The 17,623-nt window shown below is 29.6% G+C and carries 16 protein-coding genes; 13 read left to right on the top strand and 3 right to left on the bottom strand.

Annotated features, from left to right (window positions below; genetic code table 11):
* Nucleotides 1-5: 5 nt before the first annotated feature.
* From nadC to nadA, 3 genes are read right to left on the bottom strand one after another with little or no spacing between them, the layout of a single operon-like run.
* Nucleotides 6-860, bottom strand: coding sequence for a carboxylating nicotinate-nucleotide diphosphorylase (gene nadC / locus L1S49_RS03320; RefSeq protein WP_343073968.1), 855 nt, complete (start codon nucleotides 858-860; stop codon nucleotides 6-8).
* Nucleotides 838-2,145, bottom strand: coding sequence for an L-aspartate oxidase (locus tag L1S49_RS03315; protein WP_238902543.1), 1,308 nt, complete (start codon nucleotides 2,143-2,145; stop codon nucleotides 838-840). The genes nadC and L1S49_RS03315 overlap by 23 nt, the downstream gene beginning before the upstream one ends.
* Nucleotides 2,146-2,204: 59 nt before the next feature.
* The gene (gene nadA, locus L1S49_RS03310) at nucleotides 2,205-3,107 is read right to left on the bottom strand and encodes a quinolinate synthase NadA (protein WP_238902542.1); all 903 of its coding nucleotides are present in this window, start codon (nucleotides 3,105-3,107) and stop codon (nucleotides 2,205-2,207) included.
* A gap of 239 nt (nucleotides 3,108-3,346) precedes the next feature.
* Between nadA and L1S49_RS03305 the strand changes: the two genes are divergently transcribed.
* The 13 genes from L1S49_RS03305 (at nucleotide 3,347) to holA (ending at nucleotide 17,424) form a co-directional block, all read left to right on the top strand.
* Complete coding sequence (locus L1S49_RS03305) at nucleotides 3,347-4,234, top strand: DUF4003 family protein (RefSeq protein WP_238902541.1); 888 nt, start codon at nucleotides 3,347-3,349, stop codon at nucleotides 4,232-4,234.
* Between the two features lie 12 nt (nucleotides 4,235-4,246).
* A complete protein-coding gene (locus L1S49_RS03300) occupies nucleotides 4,247-5,290 on the top strand; it encodes a DNA polymerase IV (RefSeq protein ID WP_238902540.1) in 1,044 nt (347 codons plus the stop codon).
* 104 nt (nucleotides 5,291-5,394) lie between these two features.
* Complete coding sequence (gene deoC / locus L1S49_RS03295) at nucleotides 5,395-6,069, top strand: deoxyribose-phosphate aldolase (protein WP_238902539.1); 675 nt, start codon at nucleotides 5,395-5,397, stop codon at nucleotides 6,067-6,069.
* A gap of 159 nt (nucleotides 6,070-6,228) precedes the next feature.
* Complete coding sequence (locus L1S49_RS03290; RefSeq protein WP_238902538.1) at nucleotides 6,229-8,511, top strand: AAA family ATPase; 2,283 nt, start codon at nucleotides 6,229-6,231, stop codon at nucleotides 8,509-8,511.
* A gap of 181 nt (nucleotides 8,512-8,692) precedes the next feature.
* A complete protein-coding gene (gene spoIIAA / locus L1S49_RS03285) occupies nucleotides 8,693-9,028 on the top strand; it encodes an anti-sigma F factor antagonist (protein ID WP_021800984.1) in 336 nt (111 codons plus the stop codon).
* Between the two features lie 15 nt (nucleotides 9,029-9,043).
* A complete protein-coding gene (gene spoIIAB / locus L1S49_RS03280; RefSeq protein ID WP_238902537.1) occupies nucleotides 9,044-9,472 on the top strand; it encodes an anti-sigma F factor in 429 nt (142 codons plus the stop codon).
* 18 nt (nucleotides 9,473-9,490) lie between these two features.
* The gene (gene sigF, locus L1S49_RS03275; RefSeq protein WP_021800986.1) at nucleotides 9,491-10,246 is read left to right on the top strand and encodes an RNA polymerase sporulation sigma factor SigF; all 756 of its coding nucleotides are present in this window, start codon (nucleotides 9,491-9,493) and stop codon (nucleotides 10,244-10,246) included.
* A gap of 82 nt (nucleotides 10,247-10,328) precedes the next feature.
* Complete coding sequence (spoVAC, locus tag L1S49_RS03270; protein ID WP_181601002.1) at nucleotides 10,329-10,787, top strand: stage V sporulation protein AC; 459 nt, start codon at nucleotides 10,329-10,331, stop codon at nucleotides 10,785-10,787.
* 16 nt (nucleotides 10,788-10,803) lie between these two features.
* Nucleotides 10,804-11,838, top strand: a complete 1,035-nt coding sequence (spoVAD, locus tag L1S49_RS03265; protein WP_238902536.1) for a stage V sporulation protein AD — start codon at nucleotides 10,804-10,806, stop codon at nucleotides 11,836-11,838.
* A complete protein-coding gene (gene spoVAE, locus L1S49_RS03260; protein ID WP_021800989.1) occupies nucleotides 11,839-12,201 on the top strand; it encodes a stage V sporulation protein AE in 363 nt (120 codons plus the stop codon).
* Nucleotides 12,202-12,296: 95 nt separating this feature from the next.
* Nucleotides 12,297-14,642, top strand: a complete 2,346-nt coding sequence (locus L1S49_RS23375; protein ID WP_238902535.1) for a cation-transporting P-type ATPase — start codon at nucleotides 12,297-12,299, stop codon at nucleotides 14,640-14,642.
* Between the two features lie 49 nt (nucleotides 14,643-14,691).
* Nucleotides 14,692-16,368: a ComEC/Rec2 family competence protein gene (locus L1S49_RS03250; RefSeq protein ID WP_238902534.1), complete on the top strand. Its 1,677-nt coding sequence runs from the start codon at nucleotides 14,692-14,694 to the stop codon at nucleotides 16,366-16,368.
* Between the two features lie 21 nt (nucleotides 16,369-16,389).
* On the top strand, nucleotides 16,390-17,424 hold the full coding sequence (gene holA / locus L1S49_RS03245; protein WP_181600997.1) for a DNA polymerase III subunit delta: 1,035 nt from the start codon (nucleotides 16,390-16,392) through the stop codon (nucleotides 17,422-17,424).
* Nucleotides 17,425-17,623: the final 199 nt, after the last annotated feature.

The raw sequence follows: 17,623 nt of genomic DNA, 5'->3' as shown, positions 1-17,623 counted from the left end.
TTAAGCTAACTAAGTGGAACAAGATTCTTCATACTTATATCTAAACATGGAGAAGAGTGAGTAAGTGCACCTAAAGATATAAAATCAACCCCCAAAGAAGCATATCTAGAAATATTGTCTAAAGTGATATTCCCGGAACATTCAACTAGAGCCTTGTCCTTAATTAAGCTCAAGGCTTCTTTTATGTTATCAAGGGACATATTATCTAGCATTATAATATCTGCTCTTGACTCTAAGGCCTCTTTTACCATATCTAAGGTTTCAACCTCAACTTCAACTTTTCTAACAAAAGAAGAATTTTCACGAGCTTTAGTTATGGCAGATTTAACTCCCCCTGCAAAAGCAACATGATTGTCTTTTAAAAGTATTCCATCAGATAAATTGAATCTATGATTTTGTCCACCGCCAATTTTCACAGAATATTTTTCTAAGGACCTTAGATTAGGAGTGGTTTTTCTTGTATCTAATATCTTTGTTTTTGAATCTTTTATAATGGATACAACTTTATTTGTATAAGTTGATATACCACTCATTCTTCCTAAAAAATTTAAGGCAACTCTTTCACCAGATAAGATAATTCGTGTACTTCCAGTAAGTTCACCTATTTTTTCTTTATTATAGACCTTATCTCCATCTTTTTTATATAAATCAACTTTAACCGAAAATTCAGAGTTTAAAGAAAGAAGTTCAAATACTCTTTTAAAAACCTCAAGTCCAGCTAAGACTCCATCTTCTTTTGCAATCAAATCAACTTTGCTTTTTGATTCAAGGGGTATAATAGCTTCTGTAGAAATATCTCCATTTGGAATATCTTCTATTAAAGCATCTCTAATTATTTTATCCAGTATAAGCAAATTCAACATTTATATTTCCTGCCTTTCTTTTAAATTCCTCAATTGTACTTATTCGATTTCTTGACAATATTTCCATAGGGGTACCTTTTATTTTAGGTGGATTGAAATTTATAAGAGACATGCTATTTATTGAAAGATTAATTGAGTTAGCAGCTCTTCTAGAAAACACAAGTGCTTCAAGAATAGAGTTAGAAGCAAGTCTGTTTGCACCATGAACTCCAGTACAACTGGTTTCTCCTACAGCATATAAGTTTCTAAGAGAAGTATAGGAATTTAAATCAACCTTTATTCCTCCCATAAAGTAATGCTGTGCTGGAGATACTGGTATTGATTCTTTAGTAATATCTATTCCCTTATTTAAGCAATTTTCATAGATAGCTGGGAATCTATTTATTAAGTAATTGCTGTTTAAAAAAGATATATCCAAATACACATGAGAACTATTTGTTTTCTTCATTTCCTCATATATAGCTTTTGATACCACATCTCTAGGCAAAAGTTCATTTACAAATCGTTCTCTTTTAGAGTTTAGTAAGATTCCTCCTTCTCCGCGCACAGATTCAGAGATTAAAAATCTTCTTTTAGAGGCATTCATCTCATATAAAGCTGTGGGGTGAATCTGGATATATTCTAGATCTTTAAGTTTTATGTTGTGTTTTAAAGCAATACTTATAGAATCTCCAGTTAATGCACGTTGATTTGTAGAATTTACAAATAGGCCACCTATACCACCAGTAGCTAAAATCACAATTTTTGAATGAATAAACAATTGAGAATTATCCTTTAGAAAAATACCACCTACACAAGTTTCTTCCTTTTCCATTAAATCTATAAGAGTAGTTTTTTCTAAAATAGTTACATTATCTAAGGATTTCACCTTATGGATTAAAGTTTCTTGAACTGATTTACCTGTAGTATCTTTTACATGTACTATTCTATTAACACTATGAGCACCTTCCTTTGTGAATTCAAAAGAGGAATCTTCCTTAAAGTCAAAAGGAACTCCTAAGGATTTTAGATTAAGAATGTTTTCCATGGATTCTTCTGCTAAAACCTTCACGGCTTCTTTATTGTTTTTATATTGTCCAGCTTTTAGGGTATCCTCAATAAATAAAGGAATATCTTCTTTAGATAAGGTAGTGGAAATTCCTCCTTGAGCTAAAAAACTGTTTGTATCTGCTATACTTTCTTTTGATACAATAGTTATATTTAAATCTTTTCTTAGATTTAAGGTTAGGTAAAGTCCCGAAATTCCGCTACCAACTATTAAAACATCAGTGAATAACTCCATATTAATCCCTTCTTTTAGATAATTTGTGTATTTAATTTAAGACAATAGGTGTAAGGAACTTAAGACAATATGTGCATGTTTTCTAGTGCTTTATAAGCTCTCATTCTGACATCTTCATCTAAAATTATTTCATTGGTTTCTTCTTTTAATGTAATATAGATGTCTTCTAATGTGGTTTTCTTCATATTAATACAAGTCATAGTAGTTCCAGGAACATAGAACTTTTTGTGAGGACTTCTTTTTTTCATTTCATGAAGAACTCCAGATTCAGTTAACACTATAAATTCATCTTTAGGGGAGCTTACCGAATAATCTATAATTTCACCTGTACTTCCTAAAAAGTTTGCCATATCCCTTATTTCTTTTTCACACTCAGGATGAACTAATACTTCTGCAAGAGGACGTAAATCTTTCAAGGCTTGTACAGTTTCTTTTTTTACTTTCTTATGAGTAATGCAATAACCATCCCAAAGATAAAACTTTTTATTTGGAAACTGTTCCGCTATATATTCTCCAAGATTTTTGTCAGGTAGAAAAATAATTTTTTCATTAGGTATGTTTTTCATGATGTTTAGAGCAGAAGATGAAGTAACACAAACATCACACAAGGCCTTAACATCTGTATTTGAATTGATGTAGCTTACAACTAAAGCATTAGGATGTTTCTCTTTTAGTTTAGATAAGCTTTGAACATCTGCCATGTCAGCCATAGGACAGCCGGCATCTGAGTTTGGTAAATATACTTTTTTATTTGGAGATAAAATTTTAGCGCTTTCAGCCATAAATTTTACGCCACAAAAAATTATAGCTTGCTCAGGACTATTCATAGCTATCTTACTTAAATAATATGAATCGCCAACATAATCAGCTATATCTTGAACTTCATCTCTTTGATAATAATGGGCTAAAATCAAAGCATTTTTTTCTTTTTTAAGATTTTTAATTTCATCTACTAGATTCATAAGTTAAACTCCTAAATAAATATTTTGTTAGTGTATATACAGCAGTATACTCCTAAAGTTTTGATAATTCAACCTAATAATAATTCACTGAATTTTGTTAAAATGTCAGTGTTTATATTATCCCATTAAGTTCACACTAGAAGTTAATAGTTTATTCATTGACCAAAAGTAGGAATTATGGCATAATATGAGGTATAAGATAACCTTTAAAATAATATGATTAACTGGGATGGGATAAGATGAGTACGATTGAGAATATTATAAATACATATAACAATATTAAAAACAAGTTAAGATTTGATGGAGAATATTTAAATTATTTTGCTTCAATACTTTCTACTGTTAATAAAAATATAATTAATTATGATAAAATAAAATATATAAGAAGATTTTTTTCAGATAGAACAGCTTGGCATTCATCTTTTAGAGGGACAGGACTTTATACAATATCAATAATTCTTTCTTTTGAAGAGGACTTAGATGAAAAAATGGAGAAGATTATAGAGATAGAGCAGGAGTTAGTATCTAAGGGTTTTAGAGAAAGTTCTTATTTGGCTTTAGCAAGTTATATTTTACATAAGAGTAAGGATAGCAATGTTATTCAAAGATTTATAGATATGTATGATGTTATACATGGTAAAAGTGATAAGATAACTTGTGAAGAAGATTATCCAATGATAGCGCTTGTTGTATACAAAAATATAAGTGGAGAAATTCTTACAAGTAAGTATGATGACTATTTTAGTGTGTACAAATTTGTTGAAGTTAAGAGTAATGACATCACTCAGGATATGGTGATTTCTTCTATAATTTTTAATAATGGAATAAACCTTAATGATAATATGATGAAGGAAAAGATTGAAGCACAATATGCTATTTTATATCCTATATTTTTTAATAAAACTGAAAATACAGTTAAGATGTTAGATATATGGGAGGGAAAACTTGAAGAGCATGTGGAGCTTCAGTTATTTATGGATGGAAGCTTTAGAAGATTTTTAGCCATGGTTTTAATATTACAAAACAACAAGGATATATCAAATGAAGATCTAGAAATGCTCATATCTTTATGCGTATTAAACTTTACTAAAACTCAGGAAACATCAATATTAAGTGATCTAGTGTAATGAGGGATAAATATGAATAAAAAGATTATTCATGTGGATATGGATGCGTTTTTTGCCTCTGTAGAAGTTATGGATAACCCAAAACTTAAAGGGAAACCAGTAATAGTTGGAGGAACAAGTGAAAGAGGAGTGGTAGCTACTTGTTCTTATGAAGCTAGAGCCTTTGGAGTTCATTCAGCCATGCCTTTATTTATGGCAAAGGAGAAGTGTCCTCATGGGGTATATCTGCCAGTTAGATATGGAAGGTATAAGGAGATATCAAGAAGGGTTTTCTCTATTTTAGAAGAGATTACGTCTATAATTGAACCAGTATCTATAGATGAGGCGTACTTAGACGTTACAAACAGTAAATTAACTGCTATGGAAGCTGCTTTATATATTAAAAAAGCTATTAGAAGAGAACTTGGAATTACTATTTCTGCAGGAATTTCTTACAATAAGTTTTTAGCTAAAATAGCTTCCGAATGGAACAAACCAGATGGAATAAAGGAAATAACTGAAGATATGGTTCCAGAAATACTTTTTCCACTATCAGTTTCCAAAATTCATGGATTAGGGGAGAAGTCTGTAAAAAAATTAAATAACATAGGAATATTCAGGGTAAAGGATTTATATGCTTTACCCAATGAGCTTTTCACTTATTATTTTGGTAAGTATGGAGATGATATATATAACAGAATAAGAGGAATAGATAACAGAGAAGTTAAGATAAATCATGATAGAAAATCTATAGGAAAAGAAACAACTTTAAGAAAAAATACAAATGATAGAGAAGAACTTTTAGAGTATATAGATAGATTTTCTAAAGAAATTTCAGATATTTTAATAGATAGAAATCTATCAGGAAGAACCTTAACTATAAAATATAAAACCTGGGATTTTAAATCTCATACTAAAAGTAAAACCTTAATGAACTATGTAGATAAATATGATGAGATATTTAAAAATGCAATAGACATATTAACTGATGAATTAATTGAAGAAGAACTTAGACTAATAGGATTATCTATATCTTCTTTAAAAGAAAATAAAATACAGCAATTAAGATTATTCTAGTAAAAGAATAGACATAAATTAATATATAATTTATAATCACTTAATGTAGAGAGAAATTAGTAAACCAATTCTTTTGAAAAAGTTTACTCAGGAGGAATGTATATATGAATAATAATGAATTATCAAAATTTATTGACCACACTGTATTAAAGGCTGAAACTTCAGAAAAAGCTGTAGAGAAAGTTTGCAAGGAAGCTTTAGAGTATAAATTTGCCTCTGTATGTATTAATCCTTGTAATGTTAAGTTGGCTTCAAAGCTATTAGAAGGAAGCGAAGTTAAGGTATGTACAGTTATAGGATTCCCTTTAGGTGCAAATACTTCAAAGGTTAAAGCATTTGAAACAGAAGACGCAATAGCAAATGGTGCTCATGAAGTGGATATGGTTATAAACATAGGAAAGCTAAAAGATAAGGACTATGACTACGTTAGAGAAGATATAAAAGCAGTTGTAAATGCAGCTAAAGGTAAAGCGCTTACAAAAGTTATAATAGAAACTTGCTTACTTACAGATGAAGAGAAAGTAAAAGCTTGTGAACTTGCAAAAGAAGCTGGAGCAGATTTTGTAAAAACTTCTACAGGATTTTCTACAGGTGGAGCAATACCTGCTGATATAAAGCTTATGAGAGAAACAGTAGGACCAGAGATGGGAGTTAAAGCATCAGGTGGAGTTAGAAATATAGATGATGCAGAAGCTGTTATAAAAAATGGTGCTACAAGAATAGGGGCCTCATCATCAATTGATATAGTTGAAGGAAGAACATCAAAAAGCAATTACTAAAATAAAAGAAGTACTCTTAAAGAATATGCATCTTTAGAGTACTTTTTTATTATTTTAATTGAAAAAAACTATTCCTAAAATTGGCTAATAAGAATATTTATATATTAAACAATTAAATAAGGAGGAAACTACTCTACCTTAAGAAGAGTGGTAAATTTTATGAAAAGAGAGTTAACTCCAAAAGAAGTAATTTACAATATTGATTTAAATCAAGCCTTTCCCTTTAATAATAGGAATAATGTACAACAATACTCAGATGTTTATAAAAAAATTCAGTTAGCCTTTGGAATTAATAAGGAAGGATATAATGTTTATGTTGTAGATACTTTTTCAAAAGATAAAATAGATGATATAACAAACTTTATTAAAGATATTCTAAAGAAAAGAGAAAAACCTAAGGATATTTGTTACGTGATTTATGAAGATCCTAGATATCCAACAGGTTTATTTTTAAGTAATGGCAATGGATTAAAAATGAAAAAGGTAGTTGAAGAGATAAAAGAATTATATTATGATTCTATAATTGATTTTTATAACTCATCTAATAATAAAGATAAAGAGGATATATTAGATGAGGTATACAAAAAAAGAAGCGAGCATATTGGAACTTTAGTAGATATGGCTAAGGAGGAAGGTTTTGATTTAAAGGCAACCACTCAAGGATTTGTGTTTATCCCACTTAAAGAGGGGGAGGCCATGAGTGAGAAGGACTATGACAATCTTATACAAAATGATAAAGATAATATTATTACAAGAGCAAGTAAACTCAAGACTGGGGCAGAAGAAATTCTAGAAGAACTTAAAGAGCTAGAACTAGATTCTATAGAAAAGATCAGAGATATTTTAGAAAAATATCTAGAAGATGTTATGAAAAATAACAGAGAAAGGTATTGTAATATATTTAAAGAAGATGAAGCTGCCTTAGAGTATTTAGAGTTTATTTATAAACATGTAGAAGAATCTATAATAAATAGCTATACAATTAACTTAGAAGATGATGAGGGAAAGATAGGAGAAATTCTTAATAAGTTTCAAGTAAATGTTATAGTTGATAACAGCGAAAATGAATATCCACAAGTAATATTTGAAGAAGATCCAACCGTAAATAATCTTCTAGGAAATATAGAGTATGAAAACCATAATGGTGTATATTCTACCGATGTATCATTAATAACTTCAGGTTCTATTTTAAGAGCAAATGAAGGTTGCCTTATAATAAGGATGAGTTCATTAATTAATAGTCCAGGTAGTTATTTTTATCTTAAAAAAGCACTTCTAAATAAAAAGGTATCCTATGATTATAACAGAGGATACTTTGAATTTCTTTCATTAAATGGATTAAAGCCGCTACCAATAAATATGAATTTAAAGGTGATATTAATAGGAGATTTTGAAATCTATGATTTATTATACTCAAATGATGAAGATTTCAAAAATATATTTCCTATAAGAGCTCATATGAAATCAACAATAGATGTTGATAATGATGTAATAGCTCAAGTGGTGAATTTAATATTTAAAATAGTAGATAACAACAAACTGCTTAAGATAACTGAAGATGGTATAAAGGAGATTTTTAAATTTTTAGCTAGAAAAGCATCTTCGAAATCAGAAGTCTTGGTAGATGAGTTAGAAATAGAAAAACTTTTGTTTTTGGCAAATAATTCAGCAGCTTTAGATGGGGAGATTAATGCTAAACATATAATAAAAGCTTATTATAATGAAGAGCATATAGAAGAAGAGATTTTTAAGATGTATAAAAGTAAAAAGATGATAATAAACGTAAAAGATAAGATTGTAGGTTCAATTAATGGGCTTGCAGTAATAGATTTAGGATATTTGAGTTTTGGAAAACCCATGAGAATTACTTGTGTATGTACAAAAGGAGAAGGCAGAATCATTGATGCTCAACGAGAAAGTAATTTAAGTGGTAAAATTCATGGTAAATCTTTAGGAATACTAAAGGCAGTTTTAAATAAATTTTTTTCACCTTATGAAAGAATACCTGTAAATTTTCATTTGAGCTTTGAGCAAACTTATGGAATGGTTGAGGGAGATTCAGCATCAGTAGCTGAGATAATAGCTATAATATCATCTCTAAGCAAAAGAGGAATAAAACAATCTATAGCCGTTACAGGCTCTATAAATCAATTTGGAGAGATTCAGCCTATTGGTGGTGTAAATGAAAAGATAGAAGGTTTTTTTAAGGTATGTGAAATTCTAGATACTGTAAAAGGTAAGGGGGTTGTTATACCAGCTGCAAATAAAGACGAATTAGTCTTAAGTCCTAAAGTTGAGGAAGCTGTAACTCGAGGAGATTTTAAAATTTATACAATGGATGATTTAACAGATGCTATGAAAATACTCATTCAAGAAGAAGGCGAAACCTTAGAAGAGTTATTAGCATTTATGAAACAGGAACTGAATAAGTATGGAAAGTAATGATTTAGAGGGCGTAAAGCCCTCTATTTTTATAAAAGAGTAAAAAAAATAATAAATTTATGTAAAACCTTTGACTACTCAAGTAAATTTATGGTAATATTATGGAAAAAGAAGGAAATATTCCTGCTGCTAGAGTAGAGGAGGTGAAATACTCTAAGGTAATTGCTTTAGAGTAATGATTATGTACTTAAAATTTAACAGGGATGAAGATAAATTAATAGTAACATTAAACGGGGAATTAGATCATCATAGCGCTGAGGAAGTGCGTGTGAAAATTGATGACAGACTTGATAGAGATAATGTTAGAAAGCTAATATTAAATTTTTCAGGTGTGACATTTATGGACAGCTCTGGAATAGGTGTGGTTATTGGAAGGTATAAAAAGCTTATAACTAAAGATGGAAAGGTAGTTATAGCGGAACCAAAAGGAAGTGTTAAAAGAGTATTTGAACTTTCAGGCTTATTTAAAATTGTTAAGGCGTATGATAGTATAGAGGAAGCTATAAACTGCCATTAATAGGGGGATAGAGGTATGGTTGATAATAAGATTAAATTAGAATTTTTAAGTAAATCACAAAATGAGGGTTTTGCTAGAGTAGCTGTGGCAGCCTTTATTTCTCAGTTAGATCCAACTGTAGAGGAACTTACTGATGTAAAAACTGCGGTATCTGAGGCAGTTACAAATTCTATTATACATGGATATGAGAACAGAGAAGATAAAATGGTTAAAATTGAAGCGTCTATAGAGAAAACTGAAGTAACTATAGTAATAGCTGATGAGGGTTTAGGAATTGAGGATGTTGATCAAGCTATGGAACCTTTATATACTTCTAGACCAGATTTAGAAAGAAGCGGTATGGGTTTTACCGTTATGGAAAGTTTTATGGACTCTCTTCAAGTTGAAAGTGAAAAAGGTAAGGGTACAAGAATTATTTTAAAGAAAAAATTCAACTCAATATAGGCCAGGTGATGAATTTATATGGATAAAGGGAATTTGAGAAGAGAGGAATATAATTATGAGGATAACTCAGAATTAATTAGAAGAGTCAAAGCTGGAGATAAAGAAGCCATGAATAGGCTTATAGAATTAAATACACCTCTGGTTTCTTCATTAAGTAAAAAGTTTATAAATAGAGGATATGATTATGAAGATATAATGCAGATAGGTTCTATTGGACTAGTTAAAGCGATTAATAACTTTGATGATTCATATAATGTAAAATTTTCTACCTACGCTGTACCGATGATAGTAGGTGAAATAAAAAGGTTTTTAAGAGATGATGGAATGATAAAAGTTAGTAGAAATACTAAAACTTTAGCTAAAAAGCTCCATTATTTCAGGGAAGAACTAACAAAAAAGCTAAATAGAGATCCAACTATAGATGAACTTGCAGAATACTCAGGGTTTAATAAGGAAGATATAGTTTTTGCCTTAGAGTCAGCTTCATCTATGCAGTATTTATATGACACCATACATCAAGATGATGGAGCACCTGTTTTGTTAATAGATAAGCTCAGTGAAACTGGTGAAGAAGATACAAGTATGATAGATAAAATTGCATTAAAAGAAGCACTTAGAGCACTTGACATAAAGGCTAGACAGATTATAGTACTTAGATATTTTAAGGATAAAACACAGGTTCAAGTTGCAAAACTTTTGGGAATATCTCAAGTACAGGTATCTAGGATAGAGAAGAAAGTTCTTCTAGAAATGAGAAAAAGACTTAGTGATTAGTACCTAAGTTCTATGAAAAATTCATAGAACTTATTTTTTTTGGAATAATATAAGTAAATAACTATGAAAAGGTGATGAATAGATGAAAAAAAAGGAAGAACAAATAAAGCAAAAGTTTAATACTTTATCAAAGGAAATAGAGCCTAAACCTAAGCTTTTAAAAAATTGCATACATGCTTTTTGGGTTGGTGGATTAATTTGTGTAATAGGACAGATGATATATAACTTTTTTGCATCTTATGGGCTACCAGAAGAGCAGGTATCAGGTATTACTAGCATAATATTAATTTTCCTAGGAGCTTTACTGACTGGCTTAGGTATATATGATAAGATTGCATCTTTTGCTGGAGCGGGTACAGTTGTGCCTATTACAGGTTTCTCTAATGCTATAGTTTCACCAGCTATAGAATTTAAAAAAGAAGGATTTGTATTTGGAGTTGCGGCTAAAATGTTTACTATAGCAGGTCCAGTTTTGGTTTATGGAGTAGGAACGTCTGTAATAATTGGAGTTATACATTATATTGTAATTATGATTTGGTAGAATTGGAGGATTATTTATGTATTTACATGACAAAAGAAGAGGGGAACAAACAGTTGAGTTCACAAATCCACCTAAAATAATTGCTACAACTTCGGTGGTAGGACCTAAGGAGGGGCAAGGACCCTTAATGGATTATTTCGACATTATTTTAGAGGATGATATAAATGGAAAAGATAGTTTTGAAAAAGCAGAAAGTTCTATGATGTACACTGCAATAACAGAAACCATAAAAAAAGCTAAACTTAAAGAAGAGGATATACATTACTTATTTGCTGGAGACCTATTAAATCAGCTTACTTCTTCAAGTTTTGTAGCTAGGGATTTAAATATACCTTTTTATGGACTTTTTGGGGCATGCTCTACTATGACAGAGTCCTTATCTTTAGCCTCTCTACTTATGGATGGAGGGTTTGGTGATTATATAGTTGCAAGTACATCATCACATTTTTCATCGGCTGAAAGGCAGTTTAGATTTCCGTTAGAGTATGGTTCTCAGAGAAAAGAAACTGCTCAGTGGACAGTTACAGGATCTGGCGCTATGCTTCTTGCAAAAGAGGGGAATTTCCCTAAGGTTACTCACGTAACTACAGGTATAGTAAAAGATTATGGAATATTAAATGCAGACAATATGGGTACAGCTATGGCTCCAGCAGCAGTAGATACAATATACAGACATTTTAAAGATTTAAATAGAAGGCCAGATGATTATGATTTAATTGTTACAGGAGATTTAGGTAAAGTAGGAAGAGAGCTTACCCAAAAACTTCTTTTAGAATATGGATATGACGTAAGTAAATGTTATATAGATTGTGGTGAAATTATTTTTGATAATGAAAAGCAGAAAACCAATTCAGGTGGAAGCGGATGTGGATGTTCAGCAGTGGTATCCTGTGGATATCTATATAAAAGAATGATGGCAGGAGAACTACATAGAATACTTTTAGTTTCAACTGGTGCTTTAATGAGTACTACTTCTTCCCTTCAAGGAGAAAGTATACCGGGAATAGCACATGGAGTAGTAATTGAATTTAATAAAGAAGGAGATAAATAAATGGGTGATTATATAAGTTCATTTATAGTAGGAGGAATTTTTTGTGTAATAGCACAAATACTTATGGATAAAACAAAACTTACTCCTGCTCGTATATTAGTCATTTATGTAACAGTAGGTGCAATATTAACATACTTCAACATATATCAAAAGATAGTAGACATAGGGCATGCAGGAGCTACTGTGCCATTACCAGGCTTTGGTTATTCTTTAGCTAAGTCTACGATAAAGGAAGTAACAGAAAAAGGTCTTATAGGTGCTTTCACTGGAGGGATTAAGGGGACTGCAGGTGGTATAGAAGCAGCTATATTTTTTGGGTACGTAATGGCACTAATATTTAATCCTAAAACAAAGAAATCCTAAAGCTGGGGCTTTAGGATTTCTTTGTTTTATGCGATAATATATATTATTGATTTATATTTAGCAAGAATTGTGAATTCTTTAGAGGAGATATTAGTGTGATTAATTGGTATTTAAACACTTGGAGTAAAGTTGTTGAATTTTTAGAAAGTAATAGTGAAGATGGTTTATCACAAAATGAAATAGATGAAAGAAGAAAAAAATGGGGAGAAAACAAAATAAGGATTCTTTATGATACAAAAGTTCTTAATACTTCTTTAAAGTATTTTTTGAATCGTTGGTTTTTATTGCCGTTACTTTTGTTTTTATATGGGGTGTACATAGGTAGATATTTTTCTTCCATAATACTTATAATAGTTCCATTAGTTGTTGTATATTTTAAAATAAGCAAATTACAGTTAAAGAAAAAAGAGCTTAAGGCACTTTCAGACATTAGTTATGGACAGGCGGTTGTAATAAGGGATGGATTTCCTTCAAGAATTAATTCAGAGGAATTAGTTATAGGAGATATTGTTGATATTAGACCAGGGGTGACGGTTCCAGCTGATATAAGATTAATAAAATCTGAAAATCTTAAGGTTAATGAAAAAAGTTTAACTGGAGAAGATTTTATATCTGATAAATATGAAAGTAAGTTAGATTATGAGGTTTCAAACTTAGCAGAAATAAAAAACGTAGTATTTAAAGGTACGGTAACTGTTTCTGGAAGAGCAAAAGGAATAGTTGTATCTACAGGAAACTATACTCAACTTGGTAAAATTATGAACATGCTTACATCAACTAATATTAGAAAAGAAACCATTGATGAGAAAGCAGAGTTTTATTGGAACAAAACTTTATCATATAGTTTTTTAGTAGGGTCTGTTTTATCCTTAATAGGAGTAATTATAAAAGGAGTAAACTATGAATTTATATATAATGTACTTATAAGCTCATTATCTTTTGGAGGAATAATTATTTTTCTATTATTCTTTAGACATATAAAGAAGATAACCTTACAGAATGACGTGCATATATTAAATCATTCTTGGTTTGACGTAGTTAATGATATAGAGATTTTATTTATAGATAAAACAGGGTCAATATCTAAAAATGAAATGCATGCAAAAAAGATATACACCGATGAAAAGCTGTACGATATAGATGACATCCATAAAGAAAATCTAAACTTTAATAGAATGATGGAGATAGGTCTTATAGCAAATAATGCAACCTATAATACTTCAGAGGATAAAGGAACAGGAGATATACGTGAAATAGCATTGTTAAAACTTGCAGCTATAAAGAAGGTTTATAAAGGGAGCATTGATTCACAAAATAGAAGAATATTCGATATGCCCATGGACTTTAATAAAAGAATATACACATCTGTAAATAAGATGTCTAAGGGGTATAGAGCTAATGTAACAGGAAATGTTGACGAACTTTTAGATTATTGTACTTTTATAATGAAAGATGGCATGGAAGTAGAACTTTCAGAAGAAGATAAGACAATAATAAGAGAAAAAGACTATGAGCTATCTAAAGATGGATTAGTAACCATGGGAATAGGTTATAGAAGTTTTAACTATGAACCATCGGCTAAGGAAAATATAGAAAGCAATATGGTTTTTGTAGGAATCATTGGTCTTGAAAATCCTATTGTAGATGGAATAGAGGAACTTATTACTAGACTTAGGAAGGAAAAAATTCTTCCTATATTAATAACAGAAGACAATAAGATTGCAGCAACCACTGTAGCTAAAAAAGTTGGAATTATAGATGATGATTCAGAAGTTATTTCAGGAATTGAACTTCTTAATGCTACAAAAGAAGAAAAGATAGAGGTACTTTCTAAAACTAGAGTATTCTCTAAAATTGCACCTGAACTTAAGAATTTTATTTTTACAATATTTAAAGAGGATAATTACAAAATCTCTTCAACAGGAGAGGAGATAGTTGATCTACCTTTACTTACATTATCAAACTTATCAATAGCTAAAGGCAAGGCTTCATCTTTAGTAAAGAAGGTAGCAGATTTATATATAAAAGAAGATTGTTTAGAGAAGTTAATATATTTAAAAAACTTAAGTAGAACTATTAATCTATTAGTAGATAGAGGAATCGGTTTATATTGGATATTTATGTTATCGCGAGGAATATCATTAAGCTTAGGATATATAATTTTTGATAGAATTTTAATAGATGAGTTTAGTTTGTTAATATTGAATGTAATAATATTGCCTCTTATAGTGTTTTATTCAATAGTAAAAAATGAGATTAAAGAGTTAACACAAGAATCAATGGCAGTTAGAATAAGTATAGTTGTTTTTGTACTTTTAGTTAGCAGTTTTGTTATTGGAGATATGGAGTATAGCTCTGTTATATTAGCACTAATTTCAGCTGTGACTATGTTTTTAGTTTCTTTGGAATATACTATTCCTAAAATTTTCATTAGAAAGTGAATTAACAGCACCTCCCAGGGTAAGAATTCTATAGGGAGGTGCTATTTTTATGAAAAATGAACAAATATTATTAAAGAAACCTCTAGTAATTATATTTTTATCTGTTTTATTAGGAAGTGTTTTATATTATTTAGGATTTAATGTATATAGCTTGATTTTAGTTGGGTTATTTATTTCGAGTTTATATGTTTTTGGAGGAAGAAAAGAGATTTTACTTTTCTCATTTTTTATAGTAATGAGTTTAGGAACAAATCATTTATATTATAAAGTTCAAACTAAAGATATTAGCAATTTTAAAGTAAGGATAAGAGAGAGTTATTACAATGAATATCTAGCTACCTATAAGGGCAGAAAAATATATGTTAAAGGAAGCAAGCTTAAGTTAGATAAGGGAAGAGAGTATGTCATAAATGGTTATTTTAAAACAGAAGTTGATAAAAATAAAGGAATAGTTGGTACTCTTGAAGGAAAGTATGTTTATGGAGAAAAAGAAGATGTAATAACTAAATTATATGAATATAGAGAATATTTATATAACAGAATGAAGTCGGTTTTAAGCGAAGAAAATGCGGCTCTTGTTTCTGCGACCTCCTTTGGATATGTGGATGGACTTACTTCTGAGCAAAAAGACTATATGAAGTATTATGGACTAATACATATAATTTCAGTATCAGGTTTTCATATGGCCCTTATATATAAGATTTTAAACAAGCTCTTTGACTACAGAATAACATTATTGATTTGTGTAGTTTATGCAGTTTTTACAGGAGCTTCAGCAGCTACTTTAAGATCTCTTTTTATGATTATTATATTAAAGCTTGGAGAAGCATTATATAAAAAGTATGACGACTTATCAGCTCTTTGTTTTTCAGGTATAATTCTTTGTTTAATAAGTCCCTATAATGCCTTAGATTTAGGATTTCAGCTATCATATTTAGCGACCTTAGGGATAGTACTATTTAATAATAAACTAGATAGATGTTTTTATAAATTTCCTAAGTACTTAAGAGAAGCGATGGCTATAAGTATATCTCCACAGATTTTAACGTATCCAATTTTAGGAGTAACCATTGGATACTTTTCTTTAAATGTAGTAATAAGTAATATAATATTGATGCCCTTCTTTACACTTATAGTTATACTTGGAAATCTTCTGCTTCTATTAAGTGTTTGGGATAAACTATTTATAATAACTTTAAAAGTTTGCGAATTCATAAGTGTAATAATAGATGGACTAATAAATTTATTAAACCATGTTTCTATTCCTCTTATTCCATTAGAGCGAGAAGTAATGTTTTATTATATAATATGTTTTGGAAGCTTTATATTTGTTAAAAAAGGTATAAATGCCTTTAGAAAACTTCCTATAGTTTTTTTTATTCCTGTTGCTATAAGCATTTACTCTCCTTTTCCAAAGGTAGATATAGATAAAAATAAGGAAATAAGAGTAAGCTATAGAGGAGAAATTTCTAAATATATAGTGGAAGATAATAAGATAAAAGAAAAGGATGCCTTAACTGGGATAAACAAAAGATACATAGATAAAATACCCTTAGCTAAAGGAGAAAGTTATATAATATTATCAAAAGGACTACTTGGAATAAAGACTCCATCTAAAGAAATATATTGCTTTTCAATAAATCAAAATAATCCTAACTATGATATAATACAATTGAATAACAATGAGAGATTTTTAGTAGTTAAGAATAAAATTATAAGATTTTGATAGTTAAGGAGATATATAGAGTTGATAAAACTTCAAGAGTTAGAGAAACAGATAAAAGATGGTAAACTTAATAATTCTTATTTGTTAGCTGGAACAGATGAGGCTTTAATGAAGAGTTTGATAGATAATATTACTGATAAAGTTCTTCCAAAGGATTTAAGAGATTTAAATTATATAAAACTAGATGGATTTAAAGTGAGTTATGAAGATATAGTTAATGCTTGTGAAACTCTGCCCTTTATGAGTGAAGTGAAGGTAGTTGTAATTTATAGAGCAAACTTCTTTAAAAGTCAAAAAGAGTTCTCTGAAAGTGAGTTTAAAAAGGTATTAGATTACTACAACAACACACCTTCTCACATAGTATTACTTTCTTATGTACTTTTAGATGATAAAAGAGATAAACCTCTTAAGCATAAAGGGATTTTAAATATAGATAAAAAAGCTACTGTAGTACATATAGATAGACAAAAAGAAGATAGATTAATAAGGGAAGCAGAAAATGTATTTAAAACTTATAATAAAGAAATAGGAAAAGTAGAGCTTAGATATTTTATAAATAAGGTTGAGAAAAACTTTGAGATAATAAGAAATGAAATAGGAAAGTTAGTTAACTATACAGAAGGTAGAGAAATAAAAAGAGAAGATATAGATACACTTCTACCAAGTAAAAGTGAAGAGGATATATTTGACTTAATAGACTTTATTTCAGATAAGAAGCCTGAAAAAGCAATAGTTCTTATGAATGACTTAGTTTTTAAAGGTGAGAACTTAAACAAACTACTTACACTTATAGAAGGTCAGTTTAAGAAATTATATGAAATCAAGTTTCAAGCAGAAAAAAACTTAAACCCTCAAGTTATTGCAGGTAACTTAAAGTTACATCCTTTTGTAGTTGAGAAATTAATAAAACAAGGAAAGAAGTTTTCTTTTAGACAACTTGAAGATTGTATGAGACTTTGTGTTGATACAGAAAAAAGAATGAAGAGTTTATCTACGAATGTACTTACTGAGATGGAGTTTCTACTTATATCTACAGTTAGAACATCATCAAGGTAGTAGTTTATAGTTGTCATTACTAGTTAATGGCAACTTTTTTAACTCTACCATGTAGAGTTAGAGTTTCTCAAACTTAGTTAAAGTTTGAGAGAGTTTTAATAAGTTATAGAGTTAACTTACTGAGTTTGTCAAAGTAACTTGATACTTTAACAAAAAAGCTTCATAAAAGTAAATTAACCGACCCAAACTAATTGGATCG

Origin of the sequence: Clostridium sp. YIM B02506, assembly GCF_022324845.1 — a bacterium.
GTDB classification, from domain to species: domain Bacteria; phylum Bacillota; class Clostridia; order Clostridiales; family Clostridiaceae; genus Clostridium_T; species Clostridium_T intestinale.
Note: the sequence above shows the minus strand (reverse complement) of the source record. Positions and strands in the feature narration are given on the sequence as shown.

What these genes read in the sequence shown, in the direction of transcription:
- sigF (WP_021800986.1), top strand. Translation starts at nt 9,491, where the DNA reads ATGGATAAAGGGAATTTGAGAAGAGAGGAATATAATTATGAGGATAAC.
- spoIIAB (WP_238902537.1), top strand. Translation starts at nt 9,044, where the DNA reads ATGGTTGATAATAAGATTAAATTAGAATTTTTAAGTAAATCACAAAAT.
- spoIIAA (WP_021800984.1), top strand. Translation starts at nt 8,693, where the DNA reads ATGTACTTAAAATTTAACAGGGATGAAGATAAATTAATAGTAACATTA.
- L1S49_RS03250 (WP_238902534.1), top strand. Translation starts at nt 14,692, where the DNA reads ATGAAAAATGAACAAATATTATTAAAGAAACCTCTAGTAATTATATTT.
- spoVAD (WP_238902536.1), top strand. Translation starts at nt 10,804, where the DNA reads ATGTATTTACATGACAAAAGAAGAGGGGAACAAACAGTTGAGTTCACA.
- spoVAC (WP_181601002.1), top strand. Translation starts at nt 10,329, where the DNA reads ATGAAAAAAAAGGAAGAACAAATAAAGCAAAAGTTTAATACTTTATCA.
- L1S49_RS03315 (WP_238902543.1), bottom strand. Translation starts at nt 2,145, where the DNA reads ATGGAGTTATTCACTGATGTTTTAATAGTTGGTAGCGGAATTTCGGGA.
- L1S49_RS03305 (WP_238902541.1), top strand. Translation starts at nt 3,347, where the DNA reads ATGAGTACGATTGAGAATATTATAAATACATATAACAATATTAAAAAC.
- nadA (WP_238902542.1), bottom strand. Translation starts at nt 3,107, where the DNA reads ATGAATCTAGTAGATGAAATTAAAAATCTTAAAAAAGAAAAAAATGCT.
- L1S49_RS03290 (WP_238902538.1), top strand. Translation starts at nt 6,229, where the DNA reads ATGAAAAGAGAGTTAACTCCAAAAGAAGTAATTTACAATATTGATTTA.
- L1S49_RS03300 (WP_238902540.1), top strand. Translation starts at nt 4,247, where the DNA reads ATGAATAAAAAGATTATTCATGTGGATATGGATGCGTTTTTTGCCTCT.
- deoC (WP_238902539.1), top strand. Translation starts at nt 5,395, where the DNA reads ATGAATAATAATGAATTATCAAAATTTATTGACCACACTGTATTAAAG.
- spoVAE (WP_021800989.1), top strand. Translation starts at nt 11,839, where the DNA reads ATGGGTGATTATATAAGTTCATTTATAGTAGGAGGAATTTTTTGTGTA.